We start from the raw sequence: 23,054 nt of genomic DNA on the forward strand, positions 1-23,054 counted from the left end.
CGCTAAAATAAAAAAGAGTTACCTCTTCGGTGTTAAAAACACTGAGGTAACTCTCTTATAGCTAATTAATTATGTTTAAATGAATTAAACCAGTTTAGCTAGGATGTCATTAAATGTTGAGCTTGGACGCATTGCTTTGAATGCTAACTCATCATTTGGTTGGAAGTAACCGCCAACACTCATTGCTGGACCTTGTGCATCGTTTAATTCAGTAACGATTTGGTCTTTTTGAGACTCAAGATCAGCAGCGATTTGTGTGAACTGTGCTTTTAATTCCGCATCATCATTTTGTGCAGCAAGTTCTTGTGCCCAGAATAAAGAAAGGAAGAAGTGCGAACCACGGTTATCAATCTCTTTCACTTTACGTGAAGGTGATTTGTTTTCAGCTAGGAAAGTACCAGTTGCTTTATCAAGCGTATCAGCAAGAACTTGTGCTTTCTTATTACCAGTATTAACTGCTAAGTGCTCTAAAGAAGCCGCAAGCGCTAAGAACTCACCTAATGAATCCCAACGTAAGTGGTTTTCTTTTTCGAACTGTTGAACGTGCTTAGGTGCTGAACCACCTGCACCTGTTTCGAATAAGCCACCACCATTCATAAGTGGTACGATTGAAAGCATTTTAGCACTTGTACCAAGCTCAAGAATTGGGAATAAGTCAGTTAGGTAGTCACGTAATACGTTACCAGTTACTGAAATAGTGTCTTTACCTTCTTTGATGCGCTCTAATGAGAACTTAGTCGCTTCAATTGGTGCTAAGATGTGGATTTCAAGACCATCAGTATCATGTTGCGGTAAATACGCGTTTACTTTTTTGATTAGCTCAGCATCGTGTGCACGGTTTTCGTCTAACCAGAAAACTGCTGGCGTGTTAGTTGCGCGAGCGCGATTAACAGCAAGTTTAACCCAATCTTGGATTGGTGCGTCTTTCACCTGACACATACGCCAGATATCACCTTGCTCAACAGCATGCTCAAGTAAAGTTGTACCAGCTGTGTCAACTACACGGATTGTACCAGCAGCAGCTACTTCAAACGTTTTGTCGTGTGAACCGTACTCTTCAGCTTTTTGAGCCATAAGACCAACGTTAGGTACGCTACCCATAGTTGTTGGATCGAATGCACCATTTTCTTTACAGAAATCGATAGTTGCTTGGTAAACACCTGAGTAACAACGATCTGGAATTACAAAGCTAGTGTCTTGTAATTTACCTTCGCTATTCCACATTTGACCGCTAGAACGGATTGCAGCAGGCATTGATGCATCGATGATCACATCACTTGGTACGTGAAGGTTAGTGATACCACGGTCAGAATCAACCATTGCAATAGCAGGGTTGTTGTCGTATACCGCTTGGATATCAGCTTCGATTTCAGCTTTCTTAGCTGCATCTAGGCTTTCGATTTTTGAGAATACATCACCAAAGCCGTTGTTTACGTCGACATCTAGTTCTTTGAAAAGATCAGCGTGTTTTGTGAATACGTCTTTGAAGAACACTTTTACAGCGTGACCGAAGATGATTGGGTCAGACACTTTCATCATAGTTGCTTTCATGTGTAATGAGAACAACACGCCTTTGTCTTTTGCTGCTTGAATTTCTTTTGCAAGAAAAGCTTGAAGCTTAGCAGCACTCATGCGAGACGCGTCAATTACTTCACCCGCTAGTAATGGTGTGCTTGCTTTAAGAACTGTAATGTCACCATTTTCAGCAACATGCTCGATACGTACGTCAGTTGCTTCTGCAACAGTCACTGATTGCTCAGAACCGAAGAAGTCACCTTCTTCCATGCTAGCAACGTAAGACTGAGAATCTTTGCTCCATGCACCCATTGAGTGTGGATTATTGCGAGCGTACTCTTTTACTGAACCTGGAGCACGACGGTCTGAGTTACCTTCACGAAGTACCGGGTTTACAGCAGAACCTTTGATTTTGTCGTAAGTTGCTTTAACTTTCTTTTCTTCATCAGTTTTTGGCTCTGAAGGGTAGTCAGGTAATGCGTAACCTTTTTCTTGTAACTCTTTGATTACTGCACGTAGCTGAGGGATAGAAGCACTGATATTAGGTAACTTGATAATGTTAGCTTCAGGTGTTTTAGCCATTTCACCTAACTCTGCAAGTGCATCATCAATACGTTGATCTTCAGTTAAGTACTCAGGGAAGTTTGCAATTACACGACCCGCTAATGAAATATCGCGAGTTTCAACTTCAACACCCGCAGCGTTTGTATACGCTTGGATGATTGGTAACAATGAATACGTTGCAAGAGCTGGCGCTTCATCTGTTTTAGTATAGATAATTTTTGATGTCATCATCATTCCTAGATAGTTGGCGTAATGTTTGGTAATGACTGCTAGCAGTAACCCTTAATTAGCCATATTCAACAATGCAATAGATAGCCTTGAATTACCAAGCTTAAGTGCCTTGATAAAACAACAGCAAGCAGTCTGTTAGCTGTTGCAACTCAATACATAGTATTAAAATAACCACAGCTGACAGACTGTAAAATTCTTATAGCTCAAATAAGCAAATTATGAAATTAGCCAAAAGCCTTACGTCAAAATGACGAAAAAGCTAAATTTAAGCAACAAGAGTGTAACAAGCTTGGCTCTAAAGGGCTAATAACAATTAAACAATTGGGGTAAAGAAATGGAATTTCAAGGGAAGTGAGAGATATATTTAAATGAGAAGAGTAAGCGAGGATCTTAACAAGGTCGCTCGCTTGATACTCGAATAGGTTTTACCTAAGAGATTTCATCGTTAGGCGCAATATTCGTTGCGTGTAACCCTTTTGGACCTTGTTGCAATTCGAATGTTACATCTTGACCAGCTTTAAGTGTTTTATAACCGTCCATTACAATCGTTGAGTAATGAGCGAATATATCAGTCTCGCTGCCGTCTTCTACGATGAAGCCAAAACCTTTGGCATTGTTGAACCATTTGACTTTTCCACAAGCCATACTTCTACATCCTTCTATAAGTTGACTAATTTAGTTATTCTAAACCGTGTAATTTGCTAGACTGACTAATGATTAATCAATCTATATTTGACTGTAGTTTATTTAGCCAGTCAGTCAAGTGTTTTAGACTATTTTTTAACAATTTATTTATTTTTTTATTCAAGTTTGCTTGAGTTCTAAAGACAAGACTATATTTAATTATGAGTGGCATGAAAGATTCTGGTGTTATTGAAACAGTTCGCGATAGTGAAAAGCAAAAATTGCAACCACCGCGAAAATATAAAGTCATTTTAAATAATGATGATTACACGCCTATGGACTTTGTGATAGAAGTACTAATGACGTTTTTTAATATGGATAGCGATAGAGCAACAGATGTGATGCTTCAAGTTCATCATAACGGTAAAGCAATTTGCGGTGTTTACAGCGCCGATGTAGCTCATACCAAAGCTGAACAAGTTAATCGTTACGCACGAGACAACGAGCATCCACTGCTATGTAGTTGTGAGCAGGAATAAATACCAAGGTAGGGTGAACCAATTAGCCCGTCACAACGGTATATAAATATTATCTCAGTAAGGGGTTGCCAATGCTAAACAAAGACTTAGAACTAACCTTGAATGCGGCGTTTCGCGAAGCGAGAACACGCCGTCATGAATTTATGACCGTCGAGCATCTTTTACTTGCACTGCTCGATAACCCTTCTGCTGGAGAAGCGCTTAACGCCTGCGGCGTTGATATGGGCGCATTAAAAGTCGAATTATCAGATTTTATTGATGAAACAACGCCGGTTATTCCTGATCTTGAAGAAGACAGAGAAACACAACCGACGTTAGGTTTTCAGCGTGTATTACAGCGCGCTGTGTTTCACGTGCAATCATCAGGCAAAAACGAAGTAACTGGCGTTAATGTGCTAGTGGCAATTTTTTCTGAGCAAGAAAGCCAAGCTGTTTATCTACTTAAAAAATCAGATGTTAATCGTTTAGATATTGTTAACTTCATTTCGCATGGCATTTCCAAAACAGATGACGACATTGGCGGTGAAGACCACGATGACATTCATGAAGAAGTGCAAGAAGTGCAAGGCGAGGAGCCGACTAAGCTTGAAAACTTTACGACTAATCTAAATCAGCAAGCAATTGATGGCAATATAGACCCATTAGTGGGTCGCGACAACGAAGTTGAACGCACTGTACAAGTGTTATGTCGTCGTAAGAAAAATAACCCGCTCTTGGTTGGTGAAGCTGGTGTGGGTAAAACAGCCATTGCTGAAGGCCTTGCTTATCGTATTGTAAATAAAGAAGTACCTGAAGTGATTGCCGATGCAGTTGTTTACTCACTCGATATGGGCGCATTATTAGCGGGTACCAAATACCGTGGTGATTTTGAAAAACGTTTTAAATCGCTGCTTAAAGAGTTACAAGCTAAACCAGGTTCAATTTTATTTATTGATGAAATTCATACCATCATTGGTGCCGGCGCAGCATCGGGTGGTGTAATGGATGCATCGAACCTAATTAAACCGCTACTTTCGAGTGGTAAGTTGCGCTGCATGGGCTCAACTACTTATAACGAGTTCAAGAATATCTTTGAAAAAGACCGTGCGCTAGTGCGTCGTTTCCAAAAAATTGATGTGCTTGAACCAAGTGTGGCTGATACCACGAAAATTCTTAACGGTTTAAAAGAGCGTTACGAAGAGCACCATGGTATTCGTTATACTCAAAAAGCATTGAAAGCAGCAGCAGAACTTAGTGCTAAATACATTAATGAACGTCACTTACCTGACAAGGCTATTGATGTTATTGATGAAGCAGGTGCTAATCAGCGTTTACAGCCCGTTTCTAAGCGTAAGAAAACAATCGGTGTGGCTGATATCGAGCTCATTGTATCTAAAATGGCGCGTATTCCTCAGCAAAGCGTTTCTTCTAGCGATAAAGAGACACTTAAGAACCTTGACCGTAACCTGAAAATGCTGGTGTTTGGTCAAGACCAATCAATCGATGCATTGACTTCAGCAATTCGTTTATCGCGCTCAGGCCTTGCTAACGAAGATAAACCGGTGGGTTCGTTCTTATTTGCAGGCCCAACAGGGGTTGGTAAAACAGAAGTCACTAAGCAGCTTGCTAAATGTATGGGTGTTGAGTTTATTCGCTTTGATATGTCTGAATACGTTGAACGTCATGCGGTCAGCCGTCTAATTGGTGCACCTCCTGGCTATGTAGGTTTTGAGCAAGGTGGTTTATTAACTGAAGCGGTAATTAAAAACCCGCATGCAGTTGTGCTACTGGACGAAATTGAAAAAGCACATTCAGATATTTACAACATTCTACTGCAAGTAATGGATCACGGTACCCTTACTGATAACAACGGTCGTAAAGCCGATTTCAGAAATGTAGTATTGGTGATGACGACGAATGCGGGTGTTCAAGAGACTGTACGTAAGTCGATTGGCTTTACCGAACAAGACCATTCTCATGATGCAATGAGTGAAATCAACAAAGTGTTTTCACCTGAGTTTAGAAACCGCTTAGATAATATCATTTGGTTTAATCACCTTGAGAAAGAGATTATCTTGCAAGTGGTTGATAAGTTCATTGTTGAGTTACAAGCACAACTTGATAAGAAGTCGGTTAACCTTGAACTTACATCCAAAGCAAGAGAGTGGTTGGCAGATAAAGGCTACGATAAAGCGATGGGTGCACGCCCGATGGCTCGTGTTATCCAAGATGAGCTTAAAAAGCCGCTTGCAAATGCAATCTTGTTTGGTGAGCTAGCCGATGGTGGTTCAGTTAAGGTATCGGTTAAAGATAAGAAAATTCACTTTGACTTTGAAACTAGCCTAGAAACAGCTTAAGTTGTTTTTAGCTGAAAACAAAAAGCCCAGCAATTGCTGGGCTTTTTGTTTATTAAATGGAATTAAAACTAAGTTAGTTTTAACACCATTTAACAAACGCTTTTAGCTCTTTGTAATAAACACACCTGCTCATTCAAAGCAGCAAAAAGCTAAATCTCTCGTTAACGCACTAACTTAGCGAGCACGGAATACGATGCGACCTTTCGATAAATCGTAAGGAGTCATTTCTACGGTTACTTTGTCGCCAGTTAAGATGCGGATGTAGTTTTTGCGCATTTTACCAGAGATATGAGCCACAACAACGTGACCATTTTCTAGCTCAACTCGGAACATTGTATTTGGTAAAGTATCAAGGACCGTACCTTGCATTTCGATTACGTCTTCTTTCGCCATGTTTAGCGTAACACCTCTTTAATAGTTAAACGCTGCAGATTTTGCCGAAAATACAGCAATAAGTAAAGCTACAGGGCTCAATTTTGTAAATTAAATCGCCAACCACTCGTCGCCAATGTGCTTTTGTGCAGGCAAAAATTGGGTTTTATATTTCATTTTAGTGCATTCGTCGATTTGGTAACCTAAATAGACAAATTGTTTTGCTTGTTGTTTTGCAAATTTAATTTGTTCCATGATCATGATGCTACCAATACTGTATTGCTCATAATCAGGGTCAAAAAAGGTATAAATCGCTGATAGGGCATTGGTCATGCAATCGGTTACCGCGACAGCAACTAATTTATCGCCATCTCTTAACTCTAAGAACGTAACGGGTAGCCACTGGCAAAACAAAAAGCTTTCGTACTGACTTTGATCAGGCGGAAACATTGAACCATCTTGATGCCTTTGCGTGATGTATTTGCAATATAACGGGTAATATTCTGCGCGTTCGTATTCACTATAACTGACTGTGAAAACCTTATTTGCTTTATTTAATTTGCGCTTTTGCGATTTTGAAGGGGTAAATTGTTGGGCCAAAACGCGCACTGAATTACAGGCATTACAAATAGGGCAATGTGGACGATAGATTTGGTCGCCACTGCGTCTAAAACCCAATGCTAATAACTGTTCAAATTTATCAGGGCAATAACAACTTGGATCAAGTATAACAAGTAGTTGCTCCTGACGGTCGGGTAAATAACTGCAATCAAATTGCTGGCTTAAACCAAGCCTAGCGGGTAAGTGCTCAGTCATAAATATTAATCAACTCTTGTGGTTGCCACATATCTTTTTTAGGCACATAACTGTGCGCTAATTTAAGTCTAGTTAAAAATTCTCTACGTGGGATAACTTTTGCACCTAAAGTGATTAAATAAGGGTTTTCTAGTTGGCAATCAATAAAATGGGCTTGGTGCTTCTTAAGCCAATTAACTAATGCCCACATCGCCAGCTTTGAGCCATTACTGACTTGATGAAACATTGATTCACCACAAAATATGCCATTTTGCATAATGCCATAGAGACCAGCTACGAGTTCATCTTGGTGCCATATTTCAAGGCTGTGCGCTAGACCCTGGTGGTGCGCTTCAATGTAGGCATGCATCATTTGCTCAGTGATCCAGGTACCTTCTGCATCGATACGTTGCTCACGACAGGCATTGATAACGTGGGAAAATGCATGATTTATGGTGACACGCACAGGAAAACGCTTTAAATGCTTTTTTAAGCTGCGACTAACATGAAATTCATTTAGCTCAATAACACCACGCATGCTAGGTGACCACCACATAATGGGCTCATAGTCACTAAACCAAGGAAAAATACCTGTGTTGTAGGAATTTTTAATGCGCTCAACTGATAAATCCCCGCCAATTGCCAACAGGCCATCGGGCTCATCAAGGGCGAGTTCTGGGTCTGGAAAATCAACAGTCTCGGGCGAGAGTTGGTACAGTTGCTTGATCATATCAGCGTATCGTTGTTATTTGCTCTGATTTTAACAAAAATTTAGCTATAAAAAAGGGGCTGTTTACAACAGCCCCTAGTATCTAGTGCTTTAGATCAACTATTTTATAGGTTATCTAAGAAGCGTTCTGCATCAAGTGCAGCCATACAACCCGTACCTGCTGATGTGATTGCTTGACGATAAATGTGATCAGACACGTCACCTGCAGCAAATACACCTGGTACGCTTGTTTGTGTTGCGTTACCGTTTAAACCAGACTGAACGACTAAATAGCCGTCTTTCATTTCTAGCTGACCTTCAAACATGTCAGTGTTTGGCTTATGGCCAATTGCAATGAATACACCGGCAAGATCTAAGTTTTCTGTTTCTTCAGAATCAGTTGCTTTAATACGGATGCCAGTTACGCCCATTTCATCACCAAGTACTTCATCCAAAGTGCGATTATAATGTAAAACAACGTTACCGTTTTCAGCTTTTTCTTTTAAACGATCAGCTAAGATTTTTTCACTACGGAAGCTGTCACGACGATGTATAACGTGAACTTCATCAACGATATTTGATAAGTAAAGTGCTTCTTCAACAGCAGTGTTACCACCGCCTACAACCGCTACTTTTTGACCACGGTAGAAGAAACCATCACAGGTTGCACAAGCAGAAACACCACGACCTTGGAAGTTAGTCTCTGATTCTAAACCTAAGTATTTAGCCGACGCGCCTGTTGCGATAATTAATGCATCACACGTATAAGTGCCTGAGTCACCAGTTAAAGTGAAAGGGCGCTTTGAAACATCAACTTTATTAATATGATCAAAAACAATTTCAGTCTCGAAACGTTCAGCGTGTTCTTTCATACGGTCCATTAATGCTGGGCCTGTTAAACCGTGTGCATCGCCAGGCCAGTTTTCAACTTCAGTGGTTGTCGTTAATTGACCACCTTGCTGAATACCAGTGATAAGAACAGGGTTAAGGTTGGCACGTGCTGCGTATACCGCTGCCGTGTAGCCTGCTGGGCCAGAACCTAAGATTAATAGTTTACAGTGTTTTGCGTCACTCATGGTTTTTCCTAAAAACGTTTCAATACGATGTCTATGCGCCCGATTCTAAGAAAAACAAGGCGGATGTAAACAAAAGCCCTGATTATTTTTTTAGTCAAATCGCTAAGCTGTCAAATAATCCTTACTTATTATAATTTAAATAACTCTTTTTGCTCATAAAACAGGCTAATTACAAATTGTTCTGTGATCAAAGTACGGTAATTCATGACCAAGCAATATTTTTTTGGTATGTTTTAGCTAATTTTGATATTAGCTCTTGGTATGAGCTAACTAAACGAACAGGCAATTATGGTATTTTGGCAGGAAAAGCCCGCTTTTGGGCTGACTACAGAAGACGTACAAGTCTTAACCAATGCAAAAGAGTATCGCACTGAACTATTGCGTTTAATTGGTGCAGCGAAAAAAAGAATTTATATTACTGCTTTATATTTGCAAGACGATGAAGCTGGGCGAGAAATATTAACTGCGTTACATGAAGCATCACTTGCTAACCCTGAGTTAGAAGTAAAAGTACTCGTTGATTTTCACCGAGCTCAACGTGGTTTAATTGGTGCGGCTAAGTCTGATGGCAATGCCAGCATGTATTGTGATTTTCAAGAGCAGTATCAATCAAATGTTAAAGTTCATGGTGTTCCAGTAAAAGCCAAAGAGCTTTTCGGAGTCCTGCATTTAAAAGGCTTTGTGATTGACGACACATTATTATACAGCGGCGCAAGCTTAAATAATGTGTATCTGCAGCAAGACGAACGTTACCGTTTAGACCGCTACTTTTTAGTTAGCCAAGCTGGATTATGTAATTCGGTCATCGAATTTATAGAAACACATCTTTTAAGCTCAGCTGCAGTGCCACGTATTGATATGCGTCCACTGGTAAAGTTTAATGATATTAAAGTCGCGCAAAAACAATTGATGCGTGAACTTAAATCGGCAAGTTACGAAAGTGCTGCAGAAGCCAGTGCCGGTGAGTTGGGTGTGCGTTTATTTTTAGGTTTAGGACGCAGAAGTAATAAGCTGAATCGTTTAATTAAGTCGTTATTCGATACCACAGAGCAAGAACTCGTTCTTTATACCCCTTACTTTAACTTTCCGGCACCATTAATGCGTTCATTACGCCGTTTATTGAAGCAAGGCAAGCAAGTAACTATTGTGGTAGGGGATAAAACCGCAAACGATTTTTACCTGCCGCCAAGTGAGCCGTTTAGTAAAATTGGTGCATTACCTTATTTATATGAAACCATTTTGTATAAGTTTTTAAAGTCACAAAAACGCCACATCAGTAATGGTAATTTGAATGTTTACCTTTGGAAACATGAAAGTAATTCTTTTCACTTAAAAGGGATTTGCTCAGATAAGCGCTTACATTTATTAAGTGGGCATAATTTAAATCCGCGCGCATGGGGCTTAGATATCGAAAACGGTATTTTAATTGACGACCCTAAGCAGCATATTCTTGAGCAAATAGAAAATGAAAAACAAGCTATTTTGCAGCATTGTCGTCGTTTAACAGGTCCACAGGATTTAGAGACGATGGATGACTATCCTGCACCGGTTAAAAAGCTATTGGGGCAGGCTAAACGTGTAAAAGTTGATTTTATTATCAAACGTTTTATTTAATCGAAAATTAAAAAAGCAGCGAAAGCTGCTTTTTTGTGTCTAGATATTAGTAATCTACTTTACTTTTGTTGAGCATCTAAAGACTGGCCGTTTACCTCTTTAGAGTCTTCGCTCATCAAGTATAAATATGTTGGCATTAAATCTTCAGGTGTTGCTAACTTATCTCTATCTTCACCTGGGTATGCTGATGCACGCATCGATGTGCGAGTAGCACCTGGGTTAATACAGTTTACGCGAATATTGGTTTTACCCACTTCACAAGCCCACGTTTGCATCATACCTTCAACAGCAAATTTTGAGATTGCATACGCACCCCAGTGTTCACGGCCTTGGCGACCAACACCTGACGAAGTAAAAATAACAGATGCGCTATCAGATTTGCGAAGCAGAGGGAACATGAATTTAGTGATCATCGCTTGTGCAGTTACATTCACTTTCATGATGTTTTCAAAGGTAGAAACACAGAAATGTTCTAGAGGACCTAATGAACCTAAAATACCTGCGTTATTGAGTAAACCATCTAACTTACCGAACTGCATTTCGATGGTTGCAGCTAAGTCACGGTAGTTTTGTTTTGTGGCACCTTTTAGATCCATTGGCACAATAGCCGGTTGTGGATAGCCTGCATTTACGATTTCATCATAAACACATTCAAGTTTATTGGTTGTTTTTCCAAGTAAAATAACAGTGGCACCATGCTTAGCATAAGTTAATGCGGCAACACGACCAATGCCGTCACCAGCACCTGTTATTAAAATTACTTTGTCTTTTAGCGCATTCTCTGCGGCTTTATAAGTATGCATAAACGTACCATCGATTAGATTTTTCATCATTTTACCATAGCAAAAAGCCAAGTTATCGAATTTATTGCAAATTAAGGTGGCGAAAATTGAAACTTTACGTTAACTTTAACTGGTCTAATGTCTCATTAATAACCTAATTACATTAAATTAACTTAGAATGAAGGTAGTAGAATAACTACTTTTAACCCTGAACACACAATAACAATAAGATTTGCGCGGAGCGAAATTATGAAAAAACTGCTACTCTCACTAGCCATTGCGTCAGCCATTACTGGCTGTGGTGGAGGAGAAACATTAGAAGATGTAAAAAATGATAATCCTCCTGTTCTCCCAACCGCGACAGTAAAATTTGACCCAGCGAATAGTGTAATCTCAGTACCGAATGATTTACTGATGAGTGGTACCCTTGATGGTACTTTAAACATGCCGGGTGAATTAGACGACAACAATGTCAGTGTTGAACGTGCAGCTTATGCTGATCCTCAGCTTGCACTTGGTGCCCTTGATGGCTGGTCAACACAAACTCCGTTTAAAATCGATTTAACTTTTCCTGCGGGTATTTCTCTTGATATGACTTCTGCTGCTTCACCAGGAGCTGTGCGTATTTTTGAAGTTGTAATGGGTGCAAGCCAAACAGATGAAACTTGCTCGCAAGTGCCAGCGGGTATTGCTTGTAAATTAGTGTCTGAATTAACCTTTGGCGTTGACTTCATTACTCAAGGTTCTGGTGATGCGGTTGCTGTTATCCCACTTAAGCCATTTAAAGCGGGAAGCACTTACATTAATGTTCTGACAACGTCATTAATGGACTCAGAAGGGCGTTCAATTGAGCCATCTTCAACTTATGCACTAGTGAGCGAAGAGACAACACTTATCACTGATTCGCAAAAGTCACTTCAAGCGGTTATCAATAGCTACGAAGATGCTGTGACATCGGGTGGTGCAATCACAAAAGATGAAATTATCTATTCTGCTGCGATGACAATGCAATCAGCAGGTCAAGTACTTGGTACAGTAAAACAGCTGCTTGCAGCAAGTTTAACGCAAGATGCTCTACCTACGCCGATGGTGCAAATTCCTGAGCAACCAGTTATTACAGTTGAGCAAGTATTCGCATCACAAGGTGTTACAGGTTTATCACCTGTGTTTGGTGGTGTGCAGTATCAAAAGGGTAGCGTAATGTTACCTATGTATTTAGCAACACCAACAGGCACAACGGTCGATGATTTATCAGCGACTTATTGGCAAGGTTTGTGTGATAGTGGTGTAGCTGTGTTAGGTTATGCGGCAGCAGCCGGTGACTCATTCCCAACAGACCCTATTAGCGAAACTGATGGCCTTTGTATGGCGTTAAGTGATGGTAAGTTACGTGATTTAGGGTTAGATCAAACAAAACACTTAACTAAGTACAACACAATTCCAAAAACACAAAGCATTGCTAATGTGCCGGTACAAATTACTAAACCAATTTTACCTGTGATTAATGCAGTGCGAGCTCAGCTTGGCTTAGACGCATTGAGCATGCCTGAGACAGGCTGGCCTGTTGTTATCCTTCAGCACGGCATTACTTCTAAAAAAGAAGATATGCTAGCTATTACCGCACAGCTAACAATGCAAGGCTTTGCAACAGCTGCAATCGATCACCCTATGCATGGTGAGCGTGGTGTAGATGTAGACGGCGACGGTACTGACGACTTTAATGCCTCTACAGGTTCTGTATTAAGCTATATGAACTTAAAGTCATTATTAGTAGCGCGTGATAGCTTACGCCAATCAGTTGCTGATTTACTTGGCTTACGCTTAGGTCTTAACTTTACCGGTGCTGCTGATTTAAATGCACAAGATGTATCATTCTTAGGTCATTCATTAGGCTCGGTAGTTGCTCCAGCATTTGTTGCTGTGACTAATGCACCGCTAGCTGACCAAGTTGATCCATTGTTCAACGTTAAAAGCGTAGCACTTGCCAGTGGTGGCGGTGGTATCGCCAGCTTCTTAATTGAGTCAAATACATTTGGCCCATTTGTACAAGGCTCTGTATTACTTGCAGCAGGCACAGCTGAATCAGCGGAGTTTGGTGCTTATACTCAAAATGAAGCGCTATCAAACTGTGGTTCACTTGCGTCTAACCAAACGGCTTTCGTTACATGTGCTTATAAAGAGTACGTAAGTTCGTTAACAATGGCAGGCGAAACAGCAAAATTAGCTAACATTCAAAGTGTGATCACTCAGTTTGCCTTTGCTGCGCAAACAGCACTTGATAGCGGCGACCCATCTAACTACGCAGCATCTGTTGCGGCGCTTGGTACGCCAGTCTACATGAGCGTAGTAGTAGGTGATGGTGAAAATAATAATGCTGATATGGTTATTCCACCTATGGTGGCGAGTAACCCAATTGCTGGCAGCTTACCTCTTGCTAACCTAATGGGCTTATCAACCGTGGTTGAAACTCAAGGGCCAACAGCTGATCCAATGAGCTATGTGGTTAAATTCACTAAAGGCCATCACAGCTCAGTGTTAACACCGGTTGCAACAGCAGATTCAGGTGCAACAGCTGAAGAAAGTGCAGCGGCAACTGCTGAAATGCAATTGCAAATCGCGACTTTCCTAGCTAGCCGTGGTCAGTATCTTCAGGTTACTAATACAGAAGTCGTTACTGAATAATCGGAACCTTACTAATTAAGTAATAACCAATTAAGTAAAAAGCCACATCATGTGGCTTTTTTTTACTTTAAAGCGTGGTAAATTGTGCCGATGCATTAATAAATGGAGAGTTTGATTGGAATTTTTATATGAATACGGGTTATTTTTTGCAAAGACCCTGACATTTGTCATCGCAATTGCTGTGATTGTTGCCATTATCATGGGCGCTGCAGTGAAACCCAAAGCGAAGAAAGGGGAGATAACGATTGATGATTTGAGTGAGCAACTTGATGATCTAAAACAAAGCTTTATCGAAAATACTCTTTCAAAAAAAGAGCTCAAGGCTCACCAAAAACAGCAAAAAGCTGAGACTAAAAAACAGCAAAACGACGAGCCTAAATCACGTTTATATGTAATTGACTTTAATGGCAGTGTTGATGCCCACGAAGTAGAAAGCCTACGAGAAGAAATTACCGCTATTTTAACCATTGCCGACAAAGAAAAAGATCGCGTGCTGGTACGCCTTGAAAGTGGTGGTGGTGTGGTACACGGCTATGGCCTTGCTGCCTCTCAACTACAACGCTTACGTAATGCTGGAATTCATTTAACTGTTGCTATTGATAAAGTAGCAGCAAGTGGTGGCTATATGATGGCCTGTGTGGCCAATGAGATTATTGCAGCACCTTTTGCAATTGTTGGCTCGATTGGTGTTATTGCGCAAATTCCTAACTTTAATAAAATCTTGAAAAAGAATGATGTTGATTTTGAGCAAATCACCGCAGGTGAATACAAGCGAACGCTAACTATCTTTGGTGAAAATACCGATAAAGGCCGTGAAAAATTCAAAGAAGAAATTGAACAGACTCACGGTTTATTTAAAACCTTTGTGAGTGAGCAGCGCCCATCTCTAGATATTGATACTGTTGCAACCGGTGAGCATTGGTTTGCTACCCAAGCGTTCGATAAAGGTTTAGTTGATAAGATTGACACAAGTGATGATATCTTATTGAGCCAAGCTAAAGAACGTCAAATTTATAAAGTTAAATACCGTATTAAGAAGAATTTAAGCGATAAGCTAGCCGTTGGTTTAAGTTCAGGGGTAAGTAAAGCGGGTGTTAGTTTAATGTCACGTCTTAAAGGCTTAAATCCATAACCAAGCACTATCAATAAAAAACCCGCTAACTTAGCGGGTTTTTTATGGGCTGCAGATAAGTAATTACTTAATTGACTTATGATAGTCCTCTAAATCTTTAGCTGCATTAGGGTCATTAAATACGTCCTCATCAAATTCACCTTCAGATTTTGCAACCACACAGGTAACCATACAGTCACCGGTTACGTTGACAGCGGTACGTGTCATATCGAGTAAACGGTCAACACCAATGATGATAGCAATACCTTCTACAGGTAAGCCTACTTGGTTTAACACCATGGCTAACATAATAAGACCAACACCAGGTACACCCGCAGTACCCACAGAAGCAAGTGTTGCGGTTAAAATTACCATTAAGTAATCAGAAATTGTTAAATCAACTGAAAATACCTGTGCGATGAACACGGTCGCAACACCTTGCATAATTGCTGTGCCGTCCATGTTAATGGTTGCGCCTAAAGGCACAGTAAACGAAGCAACTGAGTTGTGCGCACCTAACTTCTTGCTCGCAGTTTCAAGGGTAATAGGCATAGTTGCACTTGAGCTAGATGTACTAAATGCAAATAGGCAAGCGTTTTTCATCTTCTTTAAAAACGTAATTGGGTTAAGGCCGGTAAATAACTTTAACAAGACACTGTAGTTAACTAAACCGTGGAACAGAAGTGCAAATACAACCACACCGAAGTATAAAGCAAGGCTCTTAATTAGCTTTAAGTCGATGGTTGTAAAGAGTTTTGCCATCAAGAAGAACACACCATAAGGTGCAATGTTCATAAGTAAGGTAACTAGCTTTAAAATAACAGTATTTAAGTCTTCAAAAACATTTGCAACACGTTGGCCTGCTTTACCGCTAAGGGCCATAGCAACACCGAATAATAATGCAAAAACAATAACCTGTAGCATATTACCACTTGCCATAGCATCAATAGGGTTTGTTGGGAACATACCGATAATGACTTGCGCAAGGGTAGGTGCTTCTTTTGCACTGTAGTTAGCATCCGAAGGTAAATTGATTCCTTCACCTGGGTTAACTAATAAGGCTAAAGTAATAGCAACAGTAATCGCAATTGCGGTCGTTGCTAAATAAAGCAAAATTGACTTACCGCCTAAACGGCCTAATTTTTTAGGGTCGCTTAAGCTACAAGTACCACAGACTAATGATACAAAAACCAGTGGCACCACAAGCATCTTTAAGCTTGCAATGAAAATTTGACCACCAACATGGAAAATACCATCAACAAAAAATGCTTTAATTGGTAAAGAGAATAACCCTAGTGGAATAAGGAAATCGTCTTCACCCGCTAAAATGGCTTGAAAGATAAAACCAACGATTACACCTAGTACCATACCTACCATGATACGAGATGTAAGGCTTAAAGATCGTACTTTTGACATACACCCAGTCTATTTTTTTATAAATTTTGCCATAGACTACCAGCATGAAGATTTTTATACAGAAAAATTCGATAAATAGTTAAATAATTTCGTTGCCTTTAAAGGAAAAAAATTATGATCTTCGTTTAATTTTTAGGTTAATATTAGGTAAACAATCACATAAGTAAAAAATAGCTAACTAGGGAGAGGTCGATGCCTTTATTGCGATGGCTAAGTGTTTTAGTTTTCATCTCATTGTTAGCCGCCTGTGGCGGTGGAGGATCATTAGATAGTGATTCATCCGATGGAGATGATGACACAACCGTAGAAACAAACTATGTTGTGTCTGTTCAAGGCTACAACCAATCTACTACAGATGAAGCGAGTGCAGTTACAGCTGACACACCGTTAACCATCTCGGCAACATTGACTAATAATGACGAAGCCGTTGTAGGTGCAGTTATTAATTTCAGTCTAGATGGTGACATAGGTCTATTAGACCCAGTTTCTGGAACAGATTTAACTGATTCTGATGGTGTTGCATCAATTACGTTAACTGCGGGTGATACTGCGGGGGCAGGTATTGTTACTGCTACATATGTAATTGATAGTGAGACATATACTGATACGTTTGGTTTTACATCAGATGGCTCTGAAACAGATGACTCGAGTGTTAGCGGTAGTATTACGCTAAGCCTTAACATCGTAGATAGCTCAGGTCAGCCATTCTCTCTAGATAACCCAGTGAGTAAAGATAACAAAGGTACGGTTACTGCGACTTTACTTGATGAAGACACGCCACTCGATGGGCAACTTATTTCATTTACCACTAACTACACAGGTAAAATTACACCAGTACTAGGCACAGCCCTTACCGATGAAAATGGTGAGGCATTTGTAACGCTTAGCAGTGGTGACTCAAAAGGTGCAGGTCAAGTCGTTGCAACTTACACAGATGAAAGTGGTAACAGTATCACAAAAATCGCAGGCTTTATTTCAAATGGTGATGATGCCCCAGTTGAAAGTGCTGAAGCTGAGCTTGATATTAAACTACTTCAAGGCTGTGCGACTGATTGGGATGCCAATCGCAGTACAACATCTCTTGAAACTACTTACTTAACGTCAGGGTGTACAGTTGTAAATCAATTCTCATCTGACGAACTTATCGATGTAATGGTTAAAGTGACAGATACAAGCTCGGGCGACGGTATCGACGGTATTATCGCTGAGCTTTCAACAGATCTTGGTGGTTTATTACCAGAATCTGGAAAAGCCTTGACTGACAACTTTGGCTTTGCCATTTTAAAATTACAGCCTGGCGCCAATAGTGGTGCGGGCGAGGTTACTGTGACTGCTAAGTCTGTGACTTCTTCAAAAGCATTTGAAATTGCGACAGCTGAATTAAGCGTTGAAATTTCAAATGGTTTATATAACAAGCTTGATGACTCAGGCAATGTTATTGATGACGAATTTGTGCCGCTTGCTGCAGGTGCGACTACTGTTATTACAGTAACAATTTATGATGCAGCTGGTGATTTATATGTTTCTCCTCTTGATGTTGAGTTCACTTCAGGGTGTGTTGAATCAGATTTATCTGTAATGGATGAAACCGCGACGAGTATTAGCGGCATTGCTACAGCAACATACAGAAGCAACGGCTGTAACACTTCACAGGGCGATACAGTAACAGCAACAGTACTAACTGGTGGAACACCAAAAGTGGTATCAGTGAATGTGCCTGTATCAGCAGCTGAAGTAAGCTCAATCGAATTTGTAGAAGCGACAGAAAATGTGCTTGCTCTAAAAGGGACGGGTGGTGTTTCACGCCAAGAAACAAGCCAACTTACTTTTAAACTTACCGATGCAATTGGTAATGTTGCGAAGCAAAAACGTTTAGATTTTCGTTTAAGCTCTACTAATGGTGGAATTTCACTCTCTGAAGTTACAGATGCAAGTGGTTTTTCTCATGCCAGCGTGTCAACTGACTCAGAAGGTTTAGCTCGAATTCAGATAAACTCTGGTTTTGTTCCACAAGCAGTGCGTGTACAAGCTTGTTATATTCCTGATGACCAAATCCCAGCAGATCAAAATGATAATGTAACTTGTTGGAAAGAGCTTTATGACGAATGTCTTCTAGATGAAGCAGACCGTGATAGCAGTGTTTCATGTCCTTCTGGTGAGCTTTCGTTGGTTTCATTAGATGAGCAAGTAACAAGCGTATCAGATCTTGTTTCAATCAGCTCAGGCTTACCTGATGGTAATAGCTTTACCGCAGGCCCGGAAATCATCAACATTGAAGCATTAAATTACATTGGTGATACCACAGATATTTCGGTTTATGTTGCAGATCACTTCAATAACCCAGTACCAGATGGGACTTCGGTTTATTTAACGACAGAAGGCGGCGCTGTAGGGACACTAGATGGTGAGGAGTTTAACCCTCAACTTGAATGTAACACGGTTGATGGTGCGTGCGTTGCACAGTGGCGCTCACAAAACCCGATTCCATTTAGCGAAGATAAATGGGGCAATAAAATCAATAGCACTAACCCAAAAACAAGTGCAATTAACTGCGACCTATATTTTGGTGTGGCAGCACCTTGTATGGCGGGTATTTTAAATGCTGCGTTTGATGATGATGGTGTACCTCTCGGTGCTCGCGCAACAGTACTTGTGACTGCAAAAGGTCAAGAGTCATTTATCGACATTAATGGTAATGGACTTTATGACAAAAATGAGTATTACAGTGGTTATGACTTACCTGAAGCGTCTGTCGATCATAATGAAAATGGCGTTTATGACGGTCTAGCTGCAATTTATGACCCAGTTACAGCAGCGGTCACTAAAGCTGCTGAAAACTGTCAAGAAGGTGATGCAAGCGACCCATGTAGTGCAACGAATACTAATGCAGGTCATACAGAAGAAAACTTCGATATTGACTTAAATGAGATGCATACACTTGCTGATGGTAAATACAATGGTCTTGAGTGCTCTGCAGCCGCGACAGATCCTGATGAAGACGCAACATTTGAGACTTTATGTACCAAAGAGCTTATTGATGTTCGTGACTCATTTGAGATTATTATGTCAGGAAGCTTTGCATACAGTCGTTTTGTAGTAACAAAAGATGAGCTACGTAACCGCTTTGCTGAAGCACTTGCTGAAACAACAGAAGACGATCCAACTGTATTTACAGATAATGCAATGCAACTTGCTGTGGATATTGAGAACTGTAATACAATTTATCGACAAGCAGATACGCAGTCAGGTGCTATTATTGCTCGTTTAGAAGCCACAGCGAATACTGACTACTGTGATTTAGGCTCAATTAACATTACTACCGCTGATTCAGGTAACCAGTTGTCAGCGCTGAGTTTTGAGCTTTATTTCTCTGATATTTACAACAACCCAATGCCTTCAGGCACCGCGGTTGCAATTAGTGCAGATAATGGTGATTATAGTGGTACATCTGGTTTTGATATTGGTAATACAAGCCAAACAACAGCGACTGGGGTTGCCCTTACGATTAGCCGTGAAGCTGATCCAAATGATAAAACTGATGGTTTCTTAACTGTTGAATTCACAACAGGTAAAGACAATGTATCAACTGCTACAATAGCAATAAGTGACGATGGCTAATTAAGTAGATAATTGTTTAAATTTAAAAAAATGCCAACCAGAAGGTTGGCATTTTTGTTGCTGTTCTATATATTCCCCTTGAAATTACCGCAAAACACCACATTGACTAAATTAGCAACAAAAATTGTTTAATTATTCACTCAATGAAGAAAAGTTTCTATTAAAAGCTTGTAACAATTGGTGTTTGTAGATATACCTATAAATATTCGTGCTCCAATGTTAAAAAATCATACTTATTTGTTTAATGTGATGGATATACATTTATAAGGGCAAAAAACTTTTAAAATACTCGGTCAGAAATAGGCAGCTATGGGCAAATCACTTGTAATTGTAGAGTCTCCAGCAAAGGCAAAAACAATTAATAAATACTTAGGTAACGATTTCATCGTAAAGTCCAGCGTTGGACATGTGCGTGATCTACCAACTTCAGGTTCAGGCAAAACGAAGACTGCAGCTACGAAAACGCCTGCTGAAGTTCGAAAAATGTCACCAGAAGAAAAAGCTGCCTATAAGAAGCAACGCGATTATAAAAATCTTGTTGCTCGCATGGGTATTGATCCTGAAAAAGGCTGGGAACCACATTACGAAGTCTTACCGGGCAAAGAAAAAGTTGTACAAGAATTAAAAAAACTTGCTGAAAACGCCGATAAAATCTATCTCGCAACCGATTTGGATAGAGAAGGGGAAGCCATTGCATGGCACCTTGAACAGATTATCGGCGGTGAACCTGAAAAGTATAAGCGAGTTGTTTTTAACGAGATCACTAAGAATGCGATTCAGCAAGCATTCGAAACACCAGGTGAATTAAACACTGACATGGTTTACGCACAGCAAGCGCGTCGTTTCCTTGACCGTGTAGTGGGTTTTATGGTGTCGCCATTACTGTGGGCTAAAGTGGCACGTGGCTTATCAGCCGGTCGTGTGCAATCTGTTGCAGTACGTTTACTTGTTGAACGTGAACGCGAAATCAAAGCATTTATTCCTGAAGAGTTCTGGGATATCCATGCTGATGTTAAAAATACAGAAGCAGCTTTACGCCTAGAAGTGACTAAACACGCTGACAAGCCTTTTAAGCCAGTTAATGAAGAGCAGGCGATGTCTGCCGTTAGTCAACTTGAAAAAGCTGACTACAAGGTCATTAGCGTTGAAGAAAAGCCTAGTAAGAGTAAACCAAGCGCACCATTTATTACTTCAACCATGCAACAGGCAGCAAGTACACGCCTAGGTTATGGTGTTAAGAAGACCATGATGCTGGCTCAACGCTTATATGAAGCAGGTCACATTACCTATATGCGTACCGATTCAACTAACTTATCGAAAGATGCGGTTGAAATGTGTCGTGATTACGTGACAGAGCAGTTTGGTGAGAAGTATTTACCGAAAGCACCGATTAGTTATAGCTCAAAAGGTAATGCTCAAGAGGCGCACGAAGCGATTCGTCCTTCTAGTGTTACTGTGTTGTCTGGTCATTTAGACGGTGTTGAAGCGGATGCTAAAAAACTCTACGAATTAATTTGGCGTCAGTTTGTTGCCTGCCAAATGGTTCCAGCAGAATACGATTTAACAACTTTAACGGTTGGTGCTGGTGATTATCAGTTAAAAGCAAAAGGCCGCGTGCTTCGTTTTGATGGTTGGACTAAAGTTCAGCCAGCTGTTCGTAAAAAGAACGAAGAAGATCAATCACTGCCTGCAGTTAAAGAAGGTGATGTACTGACCCTTGTTGAGTTAGATCCTAAACAACATTTTACAAAGCCACCCGCACGTTTTAGTGAAGCAAGCTTAGTTAAAGAATTAGAAAAGCGCGGCATCGGCCGTCCTTCTACGTATGCATCTATTATCTCAACGATTCAAGACCGTGGTTACGTACGTGTTGAAAACCGCCGTTTCTTCGCCGAAAAAATGGGTGAGATTGTTACAGACCGCTTAGTTGAAAACTTCGAAGATCTGATGAACTTTGATTTTACCGCTAAGATGGAAGGTCGTCTGGATGATATTGCTGAAGGTGAGCGTGTTTGGACACAAGTTCTTGATAAATTCTATGCAGACTTTTCAACTCAGCTTGAAATTGCCTCTGGCGATGAAGAGCGCGGTGGTATGCGCCAAAACCAAATGGTTGAGACTGATATCGATTGTCCGACTTGTGGTCGTAAAATGGGTATTCGTACTGCATCAACCGGTGTATTCTTAGGTTGTACGGGTTACAACCTGCCACCTAAAGAGCGTTGTACTACGACCATGAACTTGGTGCCAGGCGATGAAGCCATTGCGGCTGATGTGGAAGATGTAGAAACTGAATCTTTGATGCAAATGAAGCGTTGCCCAATCTGTGAAACGGCAATGGATTCATACCTGATCGACGAAACACGTAAATTACATGTGTGCGGTAACAATCCAGCGTGTAAGGGTTATATCGTTGAACAAGGTACCTTTAAAATTAAAGGTTACGACGGCCCAATTATCGAATGTGATAAATGTGGCTCAGATATGCAGTTAAAATCGGGTCGTTTTGGTAAGTACTTCGGTTGTAGTAATGAAGAGTGTAAAAATACACGTAAGTTACTTAAAAACGGTGAAGCCGCGCCACCAAAAGAAGATCCAGTTCATTTACCTGAACTTGAATGTGAAAAATCAGAAGCTTACTTTGTACTGCGTGATGGTGCATCGGGTATTTTCTTAGCTGCAAATACCTTCCCTAAATCACGTGAAACGCGTGCGCCAAAAGTGGAAGAATTAAAACGTTTTAGAGATCGTATTTCTGAAAAGTTTTATTACCTTGCTGACGCACCTGCAAAAGACCCTGATGGTAATCCTTCAGTTGTTCGTTACAGCCGTAAAAATAAAGAGCAGTATGTAATGAGTGAAGTAGATGGTAAAGCCACAGGCTGGACTGCTCACTACCAAAATGGCAAGTGGGTAGAAGAGAGCAAAAAGAAAGCCCCAGCTAAGAAAAAAGCGGCGGCTAAAAAGTAAATTTACATCTATCTTGATTATAAAAAGGGATTGCAATTGCAATCCCTTTTTTGTGCTTGTATGACACTGCGAATGTCGTTTTTTACCAATATTTGCTTTT

Annotated in this window: 15 protein-coding genes; 7 read left to right on the forward strand and 8 right to left on the reverse strand. The window is 40.4% G+C overall.

Annotated features, from left to right (window positions below; translation table 11 throughout):
* Window positions 1–84 precede the first annotated feature (84 nt).
* Both AADY36_RS07300 and cspD read right to left on the reverse strand, forming a co-directional pair.
* On the reverse strand, window positions 85–2,307 hold the full coding sequence (locus AADY36_RS07300; protein WP_062564528.1) for an NADP-dependent isocitrate dehydrogenase: 2,223 nt from the start codon (window positions 2,305–2,307) through the stop codon (window positions 85–87).
* 432 nt (window positions 2,308–2,739) lie between these two features.
* The gene (gene cspD / locus AADY36_RS07305) at window positions 2,740–2,955 is read right to left on the reverse strand and encodes a cold shock domain-containing protein CspD (protein WP_036968098.1); all 216 of its coding nucleotides are present in this window, start codon (window positions 2,953–2,955) and stop codon (window positions 2,740–2,742) included.
* 209 nt (window positions 2,956–3,164) lie between these two features.
* Here cspD and clpS point away from each other — a divergent pair, with 209 nt between their 5' ends.
* Together clpS and clpA are read left to right on the forward strand one after the other, a co-directional pair.
* The gene (clpS, locus tag AADY36_RS07310) at window positions 3,165–3,473 is read left to right on the forward strand and encodes an ATP-dependent Clp protease adapter ClpS (protein ID WP_161804337.1); all 309 of its coding nucleotides are present in this window, start codon (window positions 3,165–3,167) and stop codon (window positions 3,471–3,473) included.
* Window positions 3,474–3,544: 71 nt separating this feature from the next.
* On the forward strand, window positions 3,545–5,809 hold the full coding sequence (gene clpA / locus AADY36_RS07315; protein WP_054561665.1) for an ATP-dependent Clp protease ATP-binding subunit ClpA: 2,265 nt from the start codon (window positions 3,545–3,547) through the stop codon (window positions 5,807–5,809).
* A gap of 174 nt (window positions 5,810–5,983) precedes the next feature.
* Here the strand turns inward: clpA and infA are convergent, their stop codons facing one another.
* The 4 genes from infA to trxB all read right to left on the reverse strand — a co-directional run bounded on the left by infA (window position 5,984) and on the right by trxB (window position 8,761).
* On the reverse strand, window positions 5,984–6,202 hold the full coding sequence (gene infA / locus AADY36_RS07320) for a translation initiation factor IF-1 (RefSeq protein ID WP_002962494.1): 219 nt from the start codon (window positions 6,200–6,202) through the stop codon (window positions 5,984–5,986).
* A gap of 90 nt (window positions 6,203–6,292) precedes the next feature.
* Window positions 6,293–6,997 (reverse strand): arginyltransferase, encoded by a 705-nt coding sequence (locus AADY36_RS07325; RefSeq protein ID WP_054561664.1) that lies wholly within the window; start codon window positions 6,995–6,997, stop codon window positions 6,293–6,295.
* Window positions 6,990–7,706 carry a leucyl/phenylalanyl-tRNA--protein transferase gene (aat, locus tag AADY36_RS07330; protein WP_342408761.1) on the reverse strand — a complete coding sequence of 239 codons (717 nt, stop codon included), beginning with the start codon at window positions 7,704–7,706 and terminating at the stop codon, window positions 6,990–6,992. The genes AADY36_RS07325 and aat overlap by 8 nt, the downstream gene beginning before the upstream one ends.
* Window positions 7,707–7,810: 104 nt before the next feature.
* Complete coding sequence (gene trxB / locus AADY36_RS07335; RefSeq protein WP_342408762.1) at window positions 7,811–8,761, reverse strand: thioredoxin-disulfide reductase; 951 nt, start codon at window positions 8,759–8,761, stop codon at window positions 7,811–7,813.
* A 288-nt stretch (window positions 8,762–9,049) separates the two neighbouring features.
* Here trxB and pssA point away from each other — a divergent pair, with 288 nt between their 5' ends.
* The gene (gene pssA, locus AADY36_RS07340) at window positions 9,050–10,375 is read left to right on the forward strand and encodes a CDP-diacylglycerol--serine O-phosphatidyltransferase (RefSeq protein ID WP_342408763.1); all 1,326 of its coding nucleotides are present in this window, start codon (window positions 9,050–9,052) and stop codon (window positions 10,373–10,375) included.
* Between the two features lie 59 nt (window positions 10,376–10,434).
* Here pssA and AADY36_RS07345 read toward each other — a convergent pair whose 3' ends face one another.
* Entirely contained in the window at window positions 10,435–11,178 is a 744-nt protein-coding gene (locus AADY36_RS07345) for a YciK family oxidoreductase (protein ID WP_175079589.1), read from the reverse strand.
* A 228-nt stretch (window positions 11,179–11,406) separates the two neighbouring features.
* Here AADY36_RS07345 and AADY36_RS07350 point away from each other — a divergent pair, with 228 nt between their 5' ends.
* Both AADY36_RS07350 and sohB read left to right on the forward strand, forming a co-directional pair.
* Window positions 11,407–13,839: a VolA/Pla-1 family phospholipase gene (locus AADY36_RS07350; RefSeq protein WP_342408764.1), complete on the forward strand. Its 2,433-nt coding sequence runs from the start codon at window positions 11,407–11,409 to the stop codon at window positions 13,837–13,839.
* A 115-nt stretch (window positions 13,840–13,954) separates the two neighbouring features.
* Window positions 13,955–14,971, forward strand: a complete 1,017-nt coding sequence (gene sohB, locus AADY36_RS07355; RefSeq protein WP_239964579.1) for a protease SohB — start codon at window positions 13,955–13,957, stop codon at window positions 14,969–14,971.
* Between the two features lie 63 nt (window positions 14,972–15,034).
* Here the strand turns inward: sohB and AADY36_RS07360 are convergent, their stop codons facing one another.
* Window positions 15,035–16,366 (reverse strand): dicarboxylate/amino acid:cation symporter, encoded by a 1,332-nt coding sequence (locus tag AADY36_RS07360; protein WP_055020834.1) that lies wholly within the window; start codon window positions 16,364–16,366, stop codon window positions 15,035–15,037.
* Between the two features lie 192 nt (window positions 16,367–16,558).
* Here AADY36_RS07360 and AADY36_RS07365 point away from each other — a divergent pair, with 192 nt between their 5' ends.
* On the forward strand, window positions 16,559–19,984 hold the full coding sequence (locus tag AADY36_RS07365) for a hypothetical protein (protein WP_342408765.1): 3,426 nt from the start codon (window positions 16,559–16,561) through the stop codon (window positions 19,982–19,984).
* A gap of 309 nt (window positions 19,985–20,293) precedes the next feature.
* On the forward strand, window positions 20,294–22,954 hold the full coding sequence (gene topA, locus AADY36_RS07370; protein WP_055020836.1) for a type I DNA topoisomerase: 2,661 nt from the start codon (window positions 20,294–20,296) through the stop codon (window positions 22,952–22,954).
* The last annotated feature ends 100 nt before the right edge of the window (window positions 22,955–23,054 follow it).

The organism is Pseudoalteromonas sp. D15MCD-2 (assembly GCF_038562745.1).
GTDB lineage: Bacteria > Pseudomonadota > Gammaproteobacteria > Enterobacterales > Alteromonadaceae > Pseudoalteromonas.